Origin of the sequence: Microbacterium deferens, assembly GCF_045517775.1 — a bacterium.
In the GTDB taxonomy this organism is placed as follows: domain Bacteria; phylum Actinomycetota; class Actinomycetes; order Actinomycetales; family Microbacteriaceae; genus Microbacterium.
In genome coordinates this window covers 1,600,298-1,619,318 of the sequence record NZ_JBEUWT010000001.1, presented here as the reverse complement: position 1 = coordinate 1,619,318, position 19,021 = coordinate 1,600,298, and the positions used below count along the sequence as shown (strand labels likewise).

Genomic DNA, 19,021 nt, shown 5'->3' with positions numbered 1-19,021 from the left:
ACGACACAAAGGAGTATGAAGTGCGTACACGAATCAAGGCCATCGCGGCCGCAGCCGCCGTCGCGGCTCTCGCCCTCACGGGTTGCTCCACCGGCGGCGCCGGTGGCGGAGGCGACGACGACACCTTCAAGGTCATCGCCTTCACGTCGGGCAACCAGACGCCCGTCGGCGCCTGGTGGGTCAAGGCCGTGCAGGAGAAGGCAGACGAGCTCGGCTGGGATCTCACCATGATCCAGGGAGACTTCGATTTCCAGAAGATGAACCCCGCCGTCGAGAGCGCCATCGGGCAGGGGGCCGACGCCATCTTCAACGGCTACACCGACTACGCCTCGATCAGCTCGATCATCACCGCGGCGAAGGACGCGGACATCCCGATGTTCGCGATTGATGCCGGCACCGAGGCCACGGACGGCTTCGCGCTGAACATCACCGCCAACCAGCAGGGGATCGTCGACCAGACCGTCGACGAGATCGACATGACTCTGGGCGGCCTGGAGGGGAAGAACATCATGGTCATCGGCCATGACCCCCACCCGGGCATCCGGATGCGCGCCGGCCTCGCCGCCGAAGCGTTCGAGGCAGCCGGCGCGAACATCGCGGGTGGATCCATTCAGAAGGTGACCTCGCCCGCGACCGGTCGCACGGAGGCCCTGGCGCTCGTCACCGACTACCTCCAGGCGAACCCCGGCGGACTCGACGCGGTCTGGGTCGGATGGGACGACGCCGCTCTCGGCGCTGCGCAGGCGCTGAACGAGGCCGGGTCGGATGCGGTGGTCACCGGCGTCGACGCGACCAGCGAAGCGATCGCCGCCATCGAATCGGGCGGAACGTTCCTCGCCACGGTGGAGCAGCCCTGGCCGAGCATCCTCGACACGGTCGTCGAGGCCATGGTCGCCTACCAGGAGAGCGGAACGATGCCGTCGAGCAACTTCGACGCCGTCGCGACGACGCTCGTCGACAAGGCGAACGCGTCGACGATCACCCCGTCCGACAAGCTCTGACCCTTCTCCACGGGGGCGGACGCATCCTCGTCCGCCCCCGTGCACTCTTCGGCATCTCACGGGACGCATACGACGTCCCCATCGAAAGGAACACCCATGCGCTTGGAAGGCAAAGTCGCCATCATCACCGGCGGTGCCAGCGGCATCGGCCGAGCGACCGTCGAGAAGTTCGTCCGAGAGGGCGCGAAAGTGCTCGTCGCCGACATCTCGCTCGAGAGGGCGCAGCAGACCGTGGACGAGATCACGGCCGCCGGCTTCGACGGCGCCGCCGCGGCCTGCCAGGTCGACGTCTCGGTGTTCGCCGAGGTCGAGGCGATGGTGGCCACAGCGGTCGAGGTCTTCGGCACGCTCGACGTCATCTTCAACAACGCCGGCATCGCGGGCGGCAAGCCGCTGCTCGACCACGACCCGGCGGTCGACTACGAGCCGATGATCCGCATCGACCAGGACGGCGTCTACTACGGCATCCTCGCCGCGGGCCGGCAGTTCCGCGACCAGGGCACCCCCGGCGTCATCATCAGCACGTCGTCGATCTACGGCGAGCAGGCCGCCGAGCTGTCGTTCACGTACAGCGCCGCGAAGGCCGCCGTGATCTCGTTCACCCGGTCGGCCGCGTACGAGCTCGCGCAGTACGGCATCCGTGCCGTGGCGATCACCCCGGGACGGGTGGGTACCGCGATCATCAACCAGTTCAGCGACGAGCTCAAAGAGACCTTCGCGAGCGAGCAGCTGCGCAACAAGATGACCCAGCCCTCCGAGATCGCCGACGTGGTGGCCTTCCTCGCGTCCGACGAGGCCAACGTCATCAACGGCACGGTCGTGCACGTCGACGACGGCTACTCCGTCTTCAAGCAGCGGCTCGACCTGCCCACCTTCTAGCGATGAATCCCGACCTCGAGCTGGACCTCGACCTCGCCTGCCACATCAACGTCCTCGTGCCCGACGTCGAGCCGCGCGCACTCGGTGCCGCGCTCGGTGCCCTGGCTGAGCTCGGGTACCGCCGCGCGGTGCTCCCGCCGCTCGATGCGCAGGCGACGGATGCTGCGGAGCTGCGAGCGCTCTTCTCCGAGAGCGGCCTCGCGCCGATCACGATCGCGGGACAGGCGCCGGGAGCCGACGTCTCCTCCGACGACCCCGACGAGGCGGCGGCCGGTGCAGCGATGCTGCGCGCGGCCGTCGACCTCACGGTCGCCCTGGGGGGCGATCAGATGAACGGCGTGCCCTACGGCCTGTTCTCCCACCCCACGGAGCCGGTGCCGGAGCGTCGTCGGAATCGCTCGGCCCACGCCGTGGGGCGGGTCGCCGACTACGCCCACGAGCGCGGTGTGTCGATGACCTTCGAGGTGCTCAACCGGTACGAGACCTCGATGGTGAACACCGCCGCGCAGGCGATGGACTTCGTCGAGCGCAGTGGATCCGATCACCTCCGCATCCACCTCGACACCTTCCACATGGCGGTCGAGGAGGCCGACCTCGGAGCCGCCATCCGGCTCGCACTGCCGAAGCTCGCCTACCTCGAACTGGGGCAGTCCGGTCGTGGTCTTCTCAGCGGCGGCGCCGTCGACCTCCCCGAGGTCGTCGGACGCGCCATCGACGACGGGTACACCGGGCGCTGGGGCGTGGAGGCGTTCTCGCGGCGCGGACTGATCGAACCCGTAGCCGACGCACTGGCGATCTGGCGGTCGCCGTTCGATGATGGCAGGGTGCTCGCCGAAGACGCCCTGCGTGTGATCCGCCGCGGCTGGTCGACGAGCGTCGCCGGCCGACGTGCGCAGCGCCTCTCCCGCGGCGCGACCGTCTGAGCACACCACCCGATCGAAGACGAAGGGAACGACCATGTCCACCATCACGGAGGCCGGCAACCGCCTCATCGACGAAACCTCGACCGAGGGGAAGATCTACCTCGACGGCGCCTGGGTGCCGGGCGGCGGGGGCACCGCAGCATCCATCGCCCCCGCCACGGGGGAGACGATCGCGACGGTCGGGCTGGCGTCGCCCGACGACGTCGCCCGGGCCGCCGAGTCGGCCGCTCGCGCGCAGAAGGAATGGGCCGCGACCCCGCACCCCGTGCGCGCTGCGGTGCTGCGCCGGGCCGGGCAGCTGTGGGAGCAGCACGCCGACGAGATCATGGGGTGGAACATCCGCGAGGTGGGGGCGATCCCGCCCCTGGCCGGCTTCGCCCTGCACGTGACCGCGGAGGAGTGCTACGAGGCGTCGGCGCTGCCGTCGGCGCCGCTCGGGTCGATCCTCTCGAGCGCCGAGCCGCGCCTGTCGCTCGCCCAGCGCGTGCCGGTCGGCGTCGTCGCGGTGATCTCGCCGTTCAATGTGCCTCTCATCCTCGGCATCCGCGCCGTCGCACCGGCTCTGGCGCTCGGTAACGCGGTGCTGCTCAAGCCCGACCCGCGCACGATCATGACCGGCGGCGTGGCGATGGTGCGCATCTTCGAGGAGGCGGGCCTGCCCGCAGGACTCCTCCAGCTCGTGCCGGGCGGCGCCGACGTCGGCGAGGCGCTGGTCACCGATCCCCGCGTGCGGGTCATCGCGTTCACCGGCTCGACCCGCGCGGGCCGCATCGTCGGCGAGCTCGCCGGTCGCCACCTCAAGCGCGCCCACCTCGAGCTGGGCGGCAACTCCGCCTTCCTCGTGCGCGCCGACGCCGACGTCGACCAGGCGGTGAACCTCGCGACGTGGGGCGCGTTCCTGCACCAGGGCCAGATCTGCATGACCGTCGGACGCCACATCGTGCACGAGTCGCTCTTCGACGAGTACGTGGCCAAGCTTGCGGCGAAGGCCGACTCGATGGTGGTCGGCGACCCGGCCGCCGGGCAGGTGCACCTCGGCCCGCTCATCGACGAGGTGCAGCGCGACCGCGTGCACACGCTGGTGCAGGACGCGGTGGCTCAGGGCGCGACCCTCGCGGCGGGCGGTACGTACGAGGGGCTCTTCTACCGCCCCACGGTGCTCGCGAACACCCCGCGCGACGCGGCCGCGTACTGCGACGAGGTCTTCGGACCCGTGGCGTCGGTCGTGTCGTTCTCGACCGACGACGAGGCGGTGGCACTGGCCTCCGAGACCGACTACGGGCTCTCGCTGGGCATCGTCAGCCGCGACACCGCCGCGGCCCTCGAGCTCGCGCAGCGCATTCCGACCGGCATCGTGCACATCAACGACCAGACCGTCAACGACGAGGCCAACGCCCCGTTCGGCGGGGTCGGGGCATCGGGCACCGGCTCGCGCCACGGTGGGGCCGAGGCGAACATCGACGCGTTCACCGAGACCCGCTGGATCACGATGCGGCGCGAGCCCGGTCAGTACCCGCTCTGACACCGGAGCGGCACTCTCGAGAGTGCCCGTTTCCGCCGAACTGCCCTCTTTCTTCGGGCTATCTCGGCGGAAACGGGCACCCTCGCCGCGGAGCGCGCCGTCGCGTCAGGCCCGGTCGAGCACGAAACGGTCGCGGCCGACCGCCGCGCCCACGGCGACCTGGGCGACGGGTACGGCCAGCAGCACGAGCAGCGACAGCATCCATCGTCCGTCGATCCCGTGGAGGGCGCCGAACACCGGCGGGAAGACGGCGGCGAACAGGTAGCCGACCGATTGCGACATCCCCGACAGGGCAGACGAGGCGACCGAATCGCGTGCCCGCTCGGCCATGAGGGTGAGCGACATGTTCAGCGAGGCCCCGGCGCCGAGGCCCGCGCAGAGCGCCCAGACGGTGAGGGCGCCCGGGGCCACGAGCAGCCCGAAGACCCCGACGATGCTCGCGACGGGGAGCACCGCGGGAATCCACCGGCGTGCACGCCCCCGAAGCAGCAGGGGGACGATGAGCGAGCCGACGATGGTCATGATCTGGAAGATCATCGTGTCGAAGCCGGCGGTCACCGCCGACCGCCCCTGCGAGACGGCGAAGGGGGCGAGCCAGGTCACGAGCATGTAGAAGTACGCGGACTGCAGCGCCATGTAGCCCGCCACGAGCCAGGCGACCGGGTCGCGCCAGATGCCCGTGCCCCGAAGCTTCGTGCCGACACTCGCCCGCGGAGCGCGGGCCGGGGCCACGTACCCGTCGCGTCGACGGGCCTGCGCCATCGCCCACATCCACAGCGCGATCGCGATCGGGAGCAGCGCCGCGGTGCTCGCCAACGCCACGCGCCAGCCGTCCGCCCCGCCGCCCGCCGCGATCGAGATCGGCACGACGACTCCCGAGGCGATCGCGCCGAACCCGCCGAGCAGCGCCGTGTACAGCCCCATCATCAGCGGAACGCGGGTGCCGAAGTCGCGCTTGATCACCGCGGGCATCAGCACGTTCGCCACGGCCAGGGCGGCGCCGATGAAGATCGTGCCGAGCCAGAGGTTCGCACCGGCCCCCGGCCACGATCGCCACGCGGTGCCGGCGCCGAGCGCGATGAGCGAGATCAGCACGACCCGCGACATGCCGAACCGCGACGACAGGGCGTGGGCCGCCGGCGAGACGAGACCCCAGGTCACCAGCGGTACTGAGGCGAGCGCGCCGAGTGCTGCCGTGCTCGTGCCCTGGTCGGCGGCGATCTGGTCGAGGAGCGGCCCCACGCCGGTGATGGTGGTGCGCATGTTCGCCGCGATCACGCAGACCGCGCAGATGAGCAGCGCAATGCCGGGGCCGCGGCGGGTGGGGGGAGAGGTCACGATCGCCGGACTCTCCTCCGGAGCGGAGCGGATGCTGCGCGCGACCCTGTCGTCGTCACACGAGCCGCGTCTCGAGCGGCCAGCCCGTGTACGCCTCGGCGAGGTAGGTGCGCCCGGCCTCCGATTCGACCACCGAGCGCAGTTCGCCGAGCTGCCGGCGGTGGTCGAACTCGCTCGTGTCGGGGGTGGAGTGCAGCATCGTCGTCATCCACCACGAGAAGTGCTGCGCCTTCCAGATGCGACGCAGCGCGACCTCCTGGTAGGCGTCGAGGGGGCGTTCGTCGTTGTCCTGCAGCAGAGCGACGAGTGCCGTGTGCAGCAGCACGACGTCGGCGACGGCGAGGTTCATGCCCTTCGCGCCCGTGGGTGGCACGGTGTGGGCGGCATCCCCGACGAGCGCGACGCGGCCGTGACGCAGCTCAGGGGCGACGAAGCTGCGGAAGCGCAGCACGTCGCGCTGGAAGATGTGTCCCTCGTGCAGCTCGGTCCCCGGAACGCGGATGCGCAGCTCTTCCCAGATCTGCTCCTCGGTGAGCGCGTCGGGGTCGGCCTCGGGATCGCACTGGAAGTACATCCGCTGCACGGTCGCGCTGCGCTGGCTGATGAGGGCGAACCCGTCGGGGGAGTTGCTGTAGATGAGCTCCTCCGAGCTGGGCGGCGCCTCGCAGAGGATGCCGAACCACGCGAAGGGGTACTCGCGGAAGAGGTCGCCGCGTGTCCCGCCGGTGACCGCCGACCGGACGACCGATCGCGACCCGTCCGAGCCGACGACGAAGTCTGCGTCGATCTCGAACGGCTGGCCCGCAGCATCCGTTCCGATCACGCGCGGGCGCGCCGTGCCCGCATCGTCGACGCGGTCGACGGTCGCCTCGAGCCGGAGGTCCTGCCCGGCCGCGAGGCGCGCGGCGACGAGGTCTCGCAGCACCTCGTGCTGCGGGTAGAGCCAGACGCTGCGGCCGACGAGTGCGGGGAAGTCGATGCGGTGCCCCTCGCCGGCGAAGCGCAGCTCGATGCCGTCGTGACGGTTGCCGTCGGTCAGCACCCGCGTCGAGGCCCCGGTCTCGACGAGAAGGTCGACCGTGCCCTGCTCGAGGATGCCCGCGCGGATCGTGTTCTCGATCTCCTCGCGCGAGCGCCGGTCGAGCACGATCGACTCGATGCCGGAGGCGGCGAGCAGGTGCGACAGCAGCAGGCCGGCGGGGCCGGCCCCCACGATCGCGACGCGGGTGCGCTCGACTCGGGTCATGGCGTCTCCTTCGACGAGGGCAGGGCGGGGGGTGCACGGATGCTGCCGACCACTCTGCCGCGCGGGCTCGGCTCTCGCCGCCCACCATTCCCACTCGGTGGGAATCCCCCCTCGTGGCCGACGGAGGAGATCTCACGAGCGGAGGACGCCGGAGGCACTGATCATCCTCCGCCCGTGTCATCTCCTCCCCGCGCTACCTGGCGAGTAGCGTCGTGGGGGGAGGCGAGAGTGAGCGACGGGGTCCTGCAGCGGGCGATGGGGCTGCTGCGCGCCTTCACCGAGGACGATCCGCAGCTCACCGCGAGCCAGCTGTCCGAGCGATCGGGGCTGGCGCTGTCGACGGTGCACCGCCTGATAGCCATGATGCTGACCGAGGGGATGCTGGCGCGCACCACGGGCCACCGGTATGCGGTCGGCGCGCAGCTCTGGGAGATCGGCGAGCTGTCGCCCCTCGCGGCGCAGCTGCGCGAGACGGCGCTTCCGCACATGGTGCGCCTGTACGAGGCGACCGGTGAGAACGTGCACCTCGCGGTGCTCGACGATCCCACCCCTTCCGCAGCATCCGCCATCTTCGTCGGACGCATCACCGGGCGCTCATCGGTGCCGACGATCAGCCGCAGCGGCGGGCGCCACCCGCTGCACGCGACCGGTGTCGGCAAGGCGCTGCTCGCCACGCGCGACGACGTCTGGCTCGACGACTACCTCTCCGCTCCGCTCGAACTCGAGACCCGGCTCTCGATCACCGACCCCGAGCGCCTGCGGGCCGACATCGAGCGCGCGCGGGGCCGGGGTTACGCGACGACCCGCGAGGAGATGACGCTCGGGAACTTCTCGGTTGCCGCTGCCCTGGGTGCGCTTCCGGGGCTGCCCCCGGCGGCCATCGGCATCGTGGCGCACCTGGGCGAGGCGCTCGACGAGCGCAGGCTCGCGCCTCTGGTGATGCAGACCGCGAAAGACCTCACGCGCGCCGTGCGACACCCTGATTCCCACTGAGTGGGAACGGGGATGCTGCGCCCGCCACCCCCGGTGCGACTCTGTAGACACCCCACTCGAATGGACCGTCGAAGGAGACCCCATGACCGCTTTGGAGAACGCGGCGGACGCCGACCCGCGCGGCGAGGAAGCGTTCGGCTCGAGCGTCGTGCTCGAGCAGACGGCGGCCGCGCCCGAGTCGCTCCTGGCGTCGCCCGACATGCCGTCGCAGCGCGAGATCACCGCCGAGATCGGCGATCTGCACCGTGCCGCCGCTGCGCGCGAGGAGGCCGGTGAGACCCTGCCCCGCACGCTGATCGACTTCTCTCCCTATCGCTCCAGCGTGCTGCGGCACCCCACGAAGAACCCGCGCCTCGTCGACCCCGAGACGATCGAGCTCTTCTCGCCCGCCTACGGCCAGCGCGACGTCGCGGCGATCGAGTCCGACCTGACCCTGCAGCACACCGGCGAACCGCAGGGCGAGCGCATCACGGTGACCGGCCGGGTCGTCGACAGCTGGGGCCGCCCCGTTGCGAACCAGCTCATCGAGGTGTGGCAGGCCAACGCCGCGGGCCGCTACATCCACCAGCGCGATCAGCACCCCGCCCCGCTCGACCCGAACTTCACGGGCGCGGGACGCATGATCACGGACGACAACGGCGAGTACTTCTTCACCACGATCAAGCCGGGGCCCTACCCCTGGAAGAACCACGTCAACGCCTGGCGTCCCGCCCACATCCACTTCTCGCTGTTCGGCACGGGTTTCACGCAGCGCATCATCACGCAGATGTACTTCCCGGGCGACCCGCTGTTCGCCCTCGATCCCATCTACAACACGATCGCCCGCCAGAGCGATCGCGACCGACTGATCTCGACCTACGACCACGACCTGACGGTGCCCGAGTTCTCGATGGGCTACCGCTGGAACATCGTCGTCGACGGTCCGGATGCGACGTGGTTCGAGCCCGAGGGAGAGCACTGACATGAGCGAGACCACCGAGACCCGTCGCCGGCGCCTCGTGAAGGCGGCCGGCGCCGCGCCGCTGCCGCCGACCGCCGGGCAGACGATCGGCCCGTTCTTCGCGTTCGGGCTGCAGTATCCGAAGATGCACGAGGTCGTCTTCCCGCACTCTCCGGGTGCGATCGTCGTCGGCGGCGTCCTCCGCGACGGCGCGGGGGCGCCCATCCCCGACGCCTGCATAGAGATCTGGGGCGCCGACAGCGATGGCACCGTCTCGCGCGGGCGCGGCTCGCGTCGCCGCGACGACCACACCTTCACCGGCTTCGGCCGCGCGTTCACGACCGACGAGGGCCGATTCGAGTTCTGGACCCGCAACCCCGGCGCGGTCGACGGCAAGGCGCCGTTCTTCGCGGCGGTCGTCTTCGCCCGCGGACTCCCCGACAAGCTGCACACGCGCATCTACCTCCCCGAGGACACCGACGCGCTGGCCGCCGACGCCCTGCTGGCCTCCCTCGACGCCGACGAGCGCGCTACGCTCATCGCGACCCGCACGCCCGAGGGTCACCTCCAGCACGACATCCGGCTGCAGGGCGAGAAGGAGACCGTCTTCCTTGCCTTCTGACCCGCATCCCCTCGACGTCGGACTGCTCTCGCCCGTCAGCGCGGGGCACGATGCGGCGGTTTCGGATGCTGCGGTGCTCGACGCCCTCGTCGCGGCCGAGGTCGCGCTCGTCCGTGCGCTCGCGTCGGTGGGAGCGGCTCCCGCCGACATCGCCGACGGTGTGTCGACAACGCTCGGGTGGACAGGGGTCGGCAAGGGGTGCCGGGGGCACGGCCTGGACGCGGCCGACCTCGCCGTCGCTGCCGTCGCCGCGGGTAACCCCGTGGTGGCCCTGGTCGGGATGCTGAGGCAGCGTGTTCCCGAGGCCGCACGGCCGTGGGTGCACCGGGGGGCGACCAGTCAGGACATCCTCGACAACGCTCTGATGCTCCTCGCTCGATCAGCGGCCGATCGGGTGCGCGACGACCTCCACCGGGTCGAGGCGGCGCTCACCGCTCTCGCCACCACGAATCGCGACGTCGTCGCGGCCGCCCGCACCCTCACCCAGCACGCCGTGCCGACGACCGTCGGGGCGCGCGCTGCGGGGTGGGTGCGCAGCATCCGTCGTGCCATCGTGCGTCTCGACGCGGCGCGCGCAGAACTGCCCGCGCAGCTCGGGGGTGCCGCGGGCACCCTGGCGGCGTTCGTCGCCGACCTCGGCGCGGAACGCGCCGCCGGGCTGACGGCGGCCTACGCGGCCGAACTGGGCCTGCGACCCGCCGACGCCCCCTGGCACACCGAGCGCTGGCCCGTCACCGAGCTCGGCGACGCCCTCGTACAGGCGATCGACGCGGTGGGCGTCTTCGCCACCGACGTCGCCACCCTCACCCGCACCGAGATCGGCGAGCTCTCGGAGGCCGCGGGCGGCGGGTCGTCGGCGATGCCCCAGAAGGCCAACCCCGTCTCGTCGGTGCTCGTGCGCTCGGCCGCCCTTCGCGCGCCGCAGCTCGGCGCCACCCTGCATCTGGCTGCGGCCCTCGCCGTCGACGAGCGGCCCGACGGCGCCTGGCACGCCGAATGGCCGACCCTGCGCGAACTCCTCCGCCTCGCGCTCGGGGCAGCCGCGCACGCGGCATCGCTCGCCGCCGGGCTGACCGTCGATCGCGAGGCCGTCGCGCGCAACCTCGCCCTCACCGACGGGCTGCTCGTGAGCGAGCGAATCGGCCTCGTGCTCGTTCCCCTGATCGGGCGCGAGCGCTTCGCCGCGCTGATCCGGCAGGCCGCCGACACGGATCTCGCCGACCTCGTGCGCGCCCTCCCCGAGGCGTCCGGGCTCGACGTCGACGACCTGCTCGACCCCGCCCGGTACACGGGCCTCGCCACGACGTTCGTCGACCGCCTCGGCGAAGGAGAGAACCGATGACCGTCCCCACGCTGGCCCATACCGCCCCGGTCGGTCCCGCCGACGCGCCCCTGCTGCTGCTCGGACCGTCGCTGGGCACTTCGACGATCCTCTGGGAGCGCGTCATCCCCGTTCTCGCGCGCTCCCACCGCGTCGTGGCGTGGGACCTCCCCGGCCACGGTGCCTCACCCGCATCGACGTCGCCCTTCACGGTCGCCGACCTGGCCGACGCGGTCGCCGACGTCGCGCGCGGCCTCTCCGAAGGCCCCGTCCGCTACGCCGGCGTCTCGCTCGGCGGCGCCACCGGGCTGGAGCTGGCGCTGCGTCACCCCGACCTCGTCGACGCCACCGCGGCGGTCGCCTCGGGTGCGCTCCTCGGCGACTCCGACTCCTGGCACGCCCGCGCGGCCCAAGTGAGGGCGCAGTCGACGTCGGCGCTCATCACCGCCTCGGCGAGCCGGTGGTTCGCGCCCGACTCGCTCGCCCGCGAACCCGAACTCACGGGGCGCCTGCTCCACGCCCTGCAGGACGCCGACGACGAGAGCTACGCCGCCTGCTGCGAAGCGCTCGCCGCGTACGACGTGCGAGAGCGCCTGGGCGAGATCGCCGCCCCGGTGCTGGCGATGTGGGGCGAGTTCGACCAGGTCGCCCCGGAGGCGAAGGCCGACGAGATCGCACGCGGCGTCCGCCGCGGGCGCAGCATCCGCATCGCCGATGCCGCGCACCTGCCTCCTGCCGAGCAGCCCGCCGCGGTCGCGACCGCGCTCGACGACTTCTTCCGCCGCATCGATGAGGAGGCCGCATGACGACCCCGGATCACGGATCGACCGACGCCGAACGGCACGCGCAGGGCATGCGCGTGCGGCGGGAGGTGCTCTCCGACGCGCACGTCGACCGCGCCGTCGAGCGCACGACCGCGTTCACCGCCGATTTCCAGGACCTCATCACGCGGTACGCCTGGGGCGACATCTGGTCGCGTCCCGCCCTCGATCGCCGGTCGCGGTCGATCGCGGTGCTGACGGCGCTCATCGCCCTCGGCCACCACGAGGAGCTCGCGATGCACCTGCGGGCAGCCCTTCGCAACGGGCTCACGACCGCGGAGATCTCCGAGGTCATTCTGCAGTCGGCGATCTACTGCGGGGTGCCGGCCGCCAACACGGCCTTCCGCATCGCTTCCGAGATCTTCGCCGAGGGGGACGCATGATCGACAAACAGGTTGCGGATGCTGCGGCCGCCGTCGCGGGGATTCCCGACGGCGCGACGGTGATGATCGGCGGCTTCGGCCGCGCCGGGCAGCCCGTCGAGCTCATCGATGCGCTGATCGCGTCGGGAGCGCGGGAGCTCACCATCGTCAACAACAACGCCGGCAATGGCGACACCGGGCTCGCGGCGCTCCTGGCCGCCGGGCAGGTGCGCAAGATCGTGTGCTCGTTCCCTCGGCAAGCTGATTCGTGGGTCTTCGACGGGCTCTACCGCGCCGGTGAGATCGAGCTCGAACTCGTCCCCCAGGGCAACCTCGCCGAGCGCATCCGCGCGGCGGGTGCCGGCATCGGCGCGTTCTTCTCACCCACCGGTGTCGGCACGCTCCTGGCCGAGGGCAAGGAGGAGCGCGAGATCGACGGGCGTCGCTACGTGCTGGAGTATCCGATCCGCGCCGACTTCGCCCTGATCTCGGCCTACCGTGCCGATCGTTGGGGCAACCTCGTCTACCGCGAGACCGCGCGCAACTTCGGCCCGATCATGGCGACGGCCGCCACCACGACCATCGTGCAGGTCGACGAGGTCGTCGGCCTCGGCCACCTCGACCCCGAGGCGGTCGTCACCCCCGGCATCTTCGTCGACCGCGTCGTCGCGGTGGGGGAGCGCCCGTGGCTGCGCGACGGCGTCTTCGTCGGCGGCGTCGACCTCGAGGGGTCGCCCCTCGCCGCATCCGCCGAGGAGGCGTCATGACCACCCGCATCTCGCGCAACGACCTCGCGGCGCGCATCGCCGCCGACATCCCCGAGGGTGCGGTGGTGAACCTCGGCATCGGGGCGCCGACCCTCGTGGCGAACTTTCTCCCCGAGGGCGAGGAGATCCTGCTCCACACCGAGAACGGGCTGCTCGGCATGGGCCCCGCGCCGGAGGCCGGCGCGGTGGATCCCGACCTCATCAACGCCGGCAAGCAGGCGGTCACCGCGCTACCGGGCGCGGCGTACTTCCACCACGCCGACTCGTTCGCGATGATGCGCGGCGGACACCTCGACGTGTGCGTGCTCGGTGCCTTCCAGGTCTCGCAGAACGGCGACCTCGCGAACTGGTCGACGGGCGAGCCCGGGGCGATCCCCGCCGTCGGCGGCGCGATGGATCTCGCGATCGGCGCGAAGGACGTCTACGTCATGACCGACCTCCTGACGAAGTCGGGGGAGCCGAAGCTGGTCGAGACCTGCGCCTACCCGCTCACCGGTGTCGGCTGCGTCTCGCGGGTCTACACCGACCACGCGATCTTCGACGTCACGCCCGACGGGTTCGTCGTGCGCGAGCTCTTCGGCGACAACACCGTCGCCTCGCTCGAGGCCGCCCTCGGGCTCTCTCTCACTCCGAAGGACTGACATGCCCAGCACCTGGATCTACGACGCCGTCCGCACTCCTTTCGGCCGCGCCGGCGGAGCGCTCTCGGGCGTCCGCCCCGACGACCTCGCCGCGGCCGTGATGGCAGCATCCGTCGCCCGCACCGGACTCGACCCGGCCCGGATCGACGACGTCATCTTCGGCGACGCCAATCAGGCGGGCGAAGACAATCGCGACGTCGCGCGGTTCGGCGCGCTGCTCGCGGGGTTCCCGTCGAGCGTGCCGGGTGTGACGGTCAACCGTCTCTGCGGGTCGTCGCTCGAGGCCGTGATCCAGGGCTCGCGGGCGATCGAGGCCGGTGACGCCGACATCGTGCTGACTGGCGGGGTCGAGTCGATGAGCCGCGCCCCGTTCGTCGTCGAGAAGTCGCCCAAGCCCTGGCCCGCCGTCGGCAATCAGACCATGTGGAACACCTCGATCGGGTGGCGCATGACGAATCCGCGCCTGCGCAAGGACTGGACGATCTCGAACGGCGAGTCGGCCGAGAAGCTCGCCGGGCTCTACGGGATCAGCCGCGAGGAGCAGGACGCCTTCGCCCTGCGCAGCCACCGCGCCGCGGCCGACGCCTGGGCGGCGGGGGTCTTCGACGGCGAGATCGTGCAGGTCGAGGGGCACGAGCTCGCCCGTGACGAGAGCATCCGCGAGGACACCACCCTCGACAAGCTCGCCGGGCTCAAGACGCTGTTCGCCGCGGACGGCTCCGTCACGGCCGGCAACTCCTCTCCCATCAACGACGGCGCCTCGGCGGTGCTGATCGGTGCCGAGGGCGCGCTCGATTCCGAGCCCCTCGCCCGCATCGCCGGGCGCGGGGTGTTCGGCAACGACCCCGACGTGTTCGGGATCGCCCCGGTCGAGGCGGCGAACCGGGCCCTCGCGCGCGCGGGACGCACGTGGGCCGACGTGGACTTCGTCGAGCTCAACGAGGCCTTCGCGTCGCAGTCGCTCGCGTGCGCGAAGCTGTGGACCGAGCTCGACCCGGCGAAGCTCAATGTGCACGGCGGGGCCCTCGCGATCGGGCACCCGCTGGGCGCGTCGGGCGGCCGCGTCGTCGGGCGAGCCGCGCACGAACTGGCGCGCCGGGGTGGCGGGGTCGCGGTGGTCGCGATCTGCATCGGCGTCGGACAGGGACTCGCGGTCGTGCTCGAGCGCTGACGCCCCACCCCGGCGCACGGCGGTTTGGGGCGCAGTTCTCGGGTCGGGGCGCGGGATTCTGCGCCCCGACCCGAAGAATGCGCCCCGAGCCCGCGCGTCACGTGAGCTCGGGGCGGAAGGCGCCCGTGCGCTGACGCGCTCCGACCCGGCCTACGCTGGGAGGGTCCCTTCCGTCGACAGAGAAGACCCGTGACTGCTCCCGTGCTCGCCCCCTCCCCGGGTTGGCGCATGTGGCTGGTGTGGGCCGTCGGCCTCGCCGGCTACGTGCTGTCGATCACCAACCGCACGTCGCTCTCGGCGGTCGGTGTGGATGCGGCGACCCGCTTCAACGCGGATGCGTCGGCGCTGTCGATGTTCGCCGTGATCCAGCTGGCGGTCTACGGCGGCATGCAGATCCCCGTCGGACTCCTCCTCGACCGCTTCGGCGCGCGGCCGGTCATGACGATCGGCATGGTGGTGATGGCCGCCGGCCAGCTCGTCATGGCGTTCGCCAGCGACGTGGGCATCGGCATCCTCGCGCGCGTGCTGCTGGGCGCCGGCGACGCGGCGATCTTCCCGAGCGTGCTGCGGGTGATCGCCACCTGGTTCCCGGCGCAACGAGCGCCCGTGCTGGTGCAGCTGACGGGCATCATCGGCCAGCTCGGGCAGATCGTCTCGGTCATCCCGCTCGCCGCCCTGCTGCACGCCACCTCGTGGAGCGTGGCGTTCGGGAGCCTCGCCGGACTCGGGATGCTGTTCTCGGTGCTGATCTTCGTGATCGTGCGCAACCGCCCGCCCACGCGCTCCGCCGATGTCGCGGTCGACACCGACACCGGCACGATCACCGTCGTGCGGTCGTCGGCCGACCTGCGGCAGGGGTTCAGCGAGGCGTGGAAGCACCCCGGCACCCGGCTCGCCTTCTGGTCGCACTTCACCACGCCGTTCGCGGGGAACGCCTTCGTCATCCTCTGGGGCTTCCCCTTCCTCACCGCGGGCGAGGGGCTGCAGCCGGCCGAGGCCTCGCTGGTGCTCACCGCGTTCGTGCTCTTCGGGATCACCGTCGGGCCGGTCATGGGCGCCCTCTCGAGCAGACATCCGATGCGACGCTCGCGGTGGCTCGTCCTCCCGTCGATCGGGCTGCAGGCCGCCGCGTGGATCACCGTGGCGGCCTGGCCGGGCCCGGCGCCTCTCTGGCTCCTGCTGGTGCTGGCCTTCGCGATGGGCACCGGGGGCCCCGCGTCGATGATCGCGTTCGACCACGCCCGCGCGCACAATCCGAGTCACCGCCTCAGCACCGCGACGGGCATCGTCAACGGCGGCGGGTTCCTCGCGGGGCTGCTGGCGATCCTCTTCATCGGTATCGCGATGGACCTGCAGGGCGCGGGCACCCCGGACACCTACTCGCTCGACGCGTTCCGAATCGCCTTCCTCACCCAGGTGCCGTTGTGGCTGGTCGGGGCGACCTTCATCGTCGTCGAGCGCAAGCGCACCCGCATCCATCTCGGTCTCGATCGCCCGCGCCGTCTCTGAGCGGGCCGGTGACCTCGTCTGTCGACAGAAGTATCGACGCGGGACGAGTGGTCAGCCGGGGACGCGGGATGCGCGTCGGCCGTTGAGAGCGGCGTTCCCCGCGGCGAAGGCCAGTGCCGCGAGCGCGACGCACGCAAGCAGCGCCCCGATCACGACGAAACCCCCGCCCGGCCGCTCATCGTAGAAGTAGGTCGAGTGGACAGGGTCCCACTCCTGCGACTCGATGCCGTACGCGGCTCCCGCCACGAAGACAACCGGTATGGCGACCACCGATGCGATCGCGATGAGGGTGCAGACAAGAGGACTCAGTCGTCGTCTCATGCCCTCAGTCTTGCGTGCCGTGATGAACGCGAGACCGCGTCTGCGCGACGAAACCGTAACATCGGCCCCGGGTCTCGCCGCGCAGGAGCGGTCTCGCGGATTCTGCGGAGGTCAGCCCGCCAGGCGCGGGTAGTCGGTGTAACCCTCGGCGCCCTCGCCGTAGAACGTCGCCGGGTTCGGCTCGTTCTCGGGGTGTCCGCCCTGCCACCGCTCGACGAGGTCGGGGTTGGCGATCGCGAGACGTCCGACGGCGACGGCATCCGCTGCCCCGCGCGCGACGAACTCGGCCGCCTCGTCTTTCGTGGTGAGCTTGCCGAACCCGCTGTTGGCGATGAACACGCCGCCGAACCGCGAGCGGAGGTCTTGCACGAGATCGCCGCCGGGTTCGGCGTGCAGCACGCTGAGGTAGGCGAGGCCGAGGGGTGCGAGGCCGTCGATGAGCGCCTCGTAGGTGGCGCGGACGTCGGCGGGGTCGGTCTCGACGACGTCCTGGATGTTGTGCGCGGGGGAGAGGCGGATGCCGACGCGACCGGCGCCGACCTCGGCCGCGACGGCCGCGGCCACCTCGACGACGAACCGCGCGCGGGCCTGCGGCGATCCGCCGTAGGCATCGGTGCGCTGGTTCGACACGGGGGAGAGGAACTGGTGCAGCAGGTAGCCGTTGGCGCTGTGCACCTCGACGCCGTCCATGCCGGCGTCGATCGCGCGCCGGGCGGCCCCGACGAACTCCGCGCGCACGTCGTCGAGCTCCGTCGTCGTCAGGGCGTGCGGCACGGGGAACGCCTTCTTGCCTTCGGGGGTGTGCACAGCGCCGTCGATCGCGACGGCGCTGGGGGCGACGATGCGGTCGGTGCCCGTGATGTCGGTGTGCGAGACGCGGCCGCCGTTCATGAGCTGCATCACGATGCGTCCGCCTTCGGCGTGCACCGCCGCGGCGACCGCTCTCCACCCCGCGGCCTGCTCGTCGGTGACGATCCCGGGCTGACCGGGGTAGGCCCGTGACTCTGCGCTCGGGTACACGCCCTCGGTGATGATGAGCCCGAGGCCTGCGCGCTGGGAGTAGTGCTCGACGACGATGTCGCCGGGCACGCCGTCGGCACCGGAGCGCATGCGCGTCAGGGGCGCCATCACGACGCGGTTCGGGAGCGCGAGGTCGCCGACGGCGAGGGGGGAGAACAGATCCACGGGGGTCCTTTCGGGGGGAGGGGCCGGCGCATCGCGGACGCCCGACCCCCGGCCCAACGGGATGCGGCGCGCCGCTATTCCGCGCCGGTGCTCAACCGAGGAGGTGCTCGAGCAGGATCTTCGTGCCGATGCCGATCAGCACGAGGCCGCCGCCGATCTCGGCCGGCTTCTGGAAGCGGGTGCCGACACGGTGGCCGAGCGCCACGCCGACGAACGAGACGGCGAACGTGATGACGCCGATGAGCACGACCGCCGGCGCGATGTCGACGTCGAGGAACGCGAAGCTGATTCCGACCGCGAGAGCGTCGATGCTGGTCGCGATACCGAGCAGCAGCAGCTCGCGCGGGCGGATGCGGCCGGTCGGCACGTCATCGGGGTGCGCGCGGAACGCTTCCCACAGCATCTTTCCGCCGATCAGCGCCAGCAGGCCGAACGCGATCCAGTGATCGACGGGTGCGATGAGGAAGCTGAACTGCGCGCCGAGCAGGTACCCGACGAGCGGCATGGCCGCCTGGAACAGGCCGAAGGTCAGGGCGACGATCAGGGCGTCGCGGTAGATCCGCGTCTTGACGCGCACGCCCTGCGAGAGCGAGACCGCGAAGGCGTCGGCAGAGACGCCGACCGAGACGACGAGAAGGTTGAAGAAGGACACGGGGCGCCTTTCTCGGCGCGCGGGCAGGTGAACGCCCGACACGTCGATGGTGTCGAGAGTCTCGTTCACCCGGAATCCGGGCGGCGCACCGGGTGAGGTCGATCTCACCAGCATGTCGACGCGCTCTGCGGGAACTACTCCCTCTCAGGCCATCATCATGGCAATTTTCCGGCGGGTTTTTCGTTCGGTGCGCCGAAAGTCCGCCGCGAGACGTCGTCGCCGGCGGGTGTCTCGTCGACCGGGTGGGCTCTCACTCCTACCACCTGCACGAGACCTGTCAAGGGCGGGTCGGTGACACCGTTGCGATGGCAGTGTCGTTACTGCAACGCGTGCGGTACAAGGATCGGTCGCGGTTCGATCGAGATAGATCCTCCTGGTGCGCGGCGACCCCTGCGGTGAGAGTTCCTGCGGGGGTCGTTCTGCATCTGCCGAACGGATGCTGCGCCGGGTCGGCTGTGCGCTCCACCGAGTTTGGGGTGTCGGCGGCCATGCCGATATCTTGCGATCAGGACGACGCAGATATTCCTCCACGGACACCCCTCTGCGCCCCACGTACACGCAACCACGCGGAGGACAGCACCCATGGGTACCGAGATCAAGCCGATGACTTTCGGCGTCGCAGCGGCATACTTCATCACCGGCGTCGTGATCCTGACCGGCATGCTGATCTGGGACGCGAACGGCGCCCCCACTGCTGCTCACTTCGTCACCGCCTTCTCGGGTTACCCGATCGGCCAGGGGATCGTCGGGATGTGGCGGTCGCGTCGCACGCGGTGATCCTCTCCGCACCCGGTCGCGCGTCTTCGC

At 71.2% G+C, this 19,021-nt stretch carries 20 protein-coding genes; 15 read left to right on the top strand and 5 right to left on the bottom strand.

Features of this window, described 5'->3' with window-relative positions:
• Nucleotides 1-20: 20 nt before the first annotated feature.
• The 4 genes from ABTU82_RS07625 to ABTU82_RS07610 all read left to right on the top strand — a co-directional run bounded on the left by ABTU82_RS07625 (nt 21) and on the right by ABTU82_RS07610 (nt 4,325).
• Entirely contained in the window at nt 21-1,001 is a 981-nt protein-coding gene (locus ABTU82_RS07625; protein WP_407172722.1) for a sugar ABC transporter substrate-binding protein, read from the top strand.
• A gap of 96 nt (nt 1,002-1,097) precedes the next feature.
• Nucleotides 1,098-1,880: an SDR family NAD(P)-dependent oxidoreductase gene (locus ABTU82_RS07620; protein ID WP_407172720.1), complete on the top strand. Its 783-nt coding sequence runs from the start codon at nt 1,098-1,100 to the stop codon at nt 1,878-1,880.
• Nucleotides 1,881-1,882: 2 nt separating this feature from the next.
• Nucleotides 1,883-2,803 carry a sugar phosphate isomerase/epimerase family protein gene (locus tag ABTU82_RS07615; RefSeq protein WP_116648153.1) on the top strand — a complete coding sequence of 307 codons (921 nt, stop codon included), beginning with the start codon at nt 1,883-1,885 and terminating at the stop codon, nt 2,801-2,803.
• Nucleotides 2,804-2,837: 34 nt separating this feature from the next.
• On the top strand, nt 2,838-4,325 hold the full coding sequence (locus ABTU82_RS07610) for a benzaldehyde dehydrogenase (RefSeq protein WP_116648224.1): 1,488 nt from the start codon (nt 2,838-2,840) through the stop codon (nt 4,323-4,325).
• Between the two features lie 105 nt (nt 4,326-4,430).
• Here ABTU82_RS07610 and ABTU82_RS07605 read toward each other — a convergent pair whose 3' ends face one another.
• Together ABTU82_RS07605 and ABTU82_RS07600 are read right to left on the bottom strand one after the other, a co-directional pair.
• A complete protein-coding gene (locus ABTU82_RS07605) occupies nt 4,431-5,663 on the bottom strand; it encodes an MFS transporter (RefSeq protein ID WP_407172717.1) in 1,233 nt (410 codons plus the stop codon).
• Between the two features lie 55 nt (nt 5,664-5,718).
• Complete coding sequence (locus ABTU82_RS07600) at nt 5,719-6,909, bottom strand: 4-hydroxybenzoate 3-monooxygenase (protein ID WP_116648152.1); 1,191 nt, start codon at nt 6,907-6,909, stop codon at nt 5,719-5,721.
• 228 nt (nt 6,910-7,137) lie between these two features.
• Here ABTU82_RS07600 and ABTU82_RS07595 point away from each other — a divergent pair, with 228 nt between their 5' ends.
• The 10 genes from ABTU82_RS07595 to ABTU82_RS07550 all read left to right on the top strand — a co-directional run bounded on the left by ABTU82_RS07595 (nt 7,138) and on the right by ABTU82_RS07550 (nt 16,056).
• Nucleotides 7,138-7,902 carry an IclR family transcriptional regulator gene (locus ABTU82_RS07595; RefSeq protein WP_116648151.1) on the top strand — a complete coding sequence of 255 codons (765 nt, stop codon included), beginning with the start codon at nt 7,138-7,140 and terminating at the stop codon, nt 7,900-7,902.
• 82 nt (nt 7,903-7,984) lie between these two features.
• Nucleotides 7,985-8,863 (top strand): protocatechuate 3,4-dioxygenase subunit beta, encoded by an 879-nt coding sequence (gene pcaH, locus ABTU82_RS07590; RefSeq protein WP_116648150.1) that lies wholly within the window; start codon nt 7,985-7,987, stop codon nt 8,861-8,863.
• 1 nt (nt 8,864) lies between these two features.
• Complete coding sequence (pcaG, locus tag ABTU82_RS07585; RefSeq protein ID WP_116648149.1) at nt 8,865-9,464, top strand: protocatechuate 3,4-dioxygenase subunit alpha; 600 nt, start codon at nt 8,865-8,867, stop codon at nt 9,462-9,464.
• Nucleotides 9,454-10,806, top strand: coding sequence for a lyase family protein (locus tag ABTU82_RS07580; protein ID WP_407172713.1), 1,353 nt, complete (start codon nt 9,454-9,456; stop codon nt 10,804-10,806). Before pcaG ends, ABTU82_RS07580 begins: the two co-directional genes overlap by 11 nt.
• Complete coding sequence (locus ABTU82_RS07575; RefSeq protein WP_407172711.1) at nt 10,803-11,591, top strand: alpha/beta fold hydrolase; 789 nt, start codon at nt 10,803-10,805, stop codon at nt 11,589-11,591. The genes ABTU82_RS07580 and ABTU82_RS07575 overlap by 4 nt, the downstream gene beginning before the upstream one ends.
• Complete coding sequence (pcaC, locus tag ABTU82_RS07570; RefSeq protein ID WP_116648146.1) at nt 11,588-11,989, top strand: 4-carboxymuconolactone decarboxylase; 402 nt, start codon at nt 11,588-11,590, stop codon at nt 11,987-11,989. The genes ABTU82_RS07575 and pcaC overlap by 4 nt, the downstream gene beginning before the upstream one ends.
• Complete coding sequence (locus ABTU82_RS07565) at nt 11,986-12,735, top strand: 3-oxoacid CoA-transferase subunit A (protein WP_116648145.1); 750 nt, start codon at nt 11,986-11,988, stop codon at nt 12,733-12,735. Before pcaC ends, ABTU82_RS07565 begins: the two co-directional genes overlap by 4 nt.
• A complete protein-coding gene (locus ABTU82_RS07560) occupies nt 12,732-13,376 on the top strand; it encodes a 3-oxoacid CoA-transferase subunit B (RefSeq protein ID WP_116648144.1) in 645 nt (214 codons plus the stop codon). Before ABTU82_RS07565 ends, ABTU82_RS07560 begins: the two co-directional genes overlap by 4 nt.
• A 1-nt stretch (nt 13,377) precedes the next feature.
• Nucleotides 13,378-14,547, top strand: a complete 1,170-nt coding sequence (locus tag ABTU82_RS07555) for a thiolase family protein (protein WP_407172705.1) — start codon at nt 13,378-13,380, stop codon at nt 14,545-14,547.
• Between the two features lie 189 nt (nt 14,548-14,736).
• Entirely contained in the window at nt 14,737-16,056 is a 1,320-nt protein-coding gene (locus tag ABTU82_RS07550) for an MFS transporter (RefSeq protein ID WP_407172703.1), read from the top strand.
• Between the two features lie 51 nt (nt 16,057-16,107).
• On the opposite strand, the gene ABTU82_RS07545 is transcribed toward ABTU82_RS07550, so the two are convergent.
• The 3 genes from ABTU82_RS07545 to ABTU82_RS07535 all read right to left on the bottom strand — a co-directional run bounded on the left by ABTU82_RS07545 (nt 16,108) and on the right by ABTU82_RS07535 (nt 18,283).
• Nucleotides 16,108-16,377: a hypothetical protein gene (locus ABTU82_RS07545; RefSeq protein WP_407172702.1), complete on the bottom strand. Its 270-nt coding sequence runs from the start codon at nt 16,375-16,377 to the stop codon at nt 16,108-16,110.
• Nucleotides 16,378-16,488: 111 nt separating this feature from the next.
• A complete protein-coding gene (locus ABTU82_RS07540) occupies nt 16,489-17,562 on the bottom strand; it encodes an alkene reductase (RefSeq protein ID WP_407172701.1) in 1,074 nt (357 codons plus the stop codon).
• A gap of 91 nt (nt 17,563-17,653) precedes the next feature.
• The gene (locus tag ABTU82_RS07535; protein WP_407172699.1) at nt 17,654-18,283 is read right to left on the bottom strand and encodes a manganese efflux pump MntP; all 630 of its coding nucleotides are present in this window, start codon (nt 18,281-18,283) and stop codon (nt 17,654-17,656) included.
• A gap of 513 nt (nt 18,284-18,796) precedes the next feature.
• Here ABTU82_RS07535 and ABTU82_RS07530 point away from each other — a divergent pair.
• The gene (locus ABTU82_RS07530; protein WP_116648140.1) at nt 18,797-18,991 is read left to right on the top strand and encodes a hypothetical protein; all 195 of its coding nucleotides are present in this window, start codon (nt 18,797-18,799) and stop codon (nt 18,989-18,991) included.
• Nucleotides 18,992-19,021 lie beyond the last annotated feature (30 nt).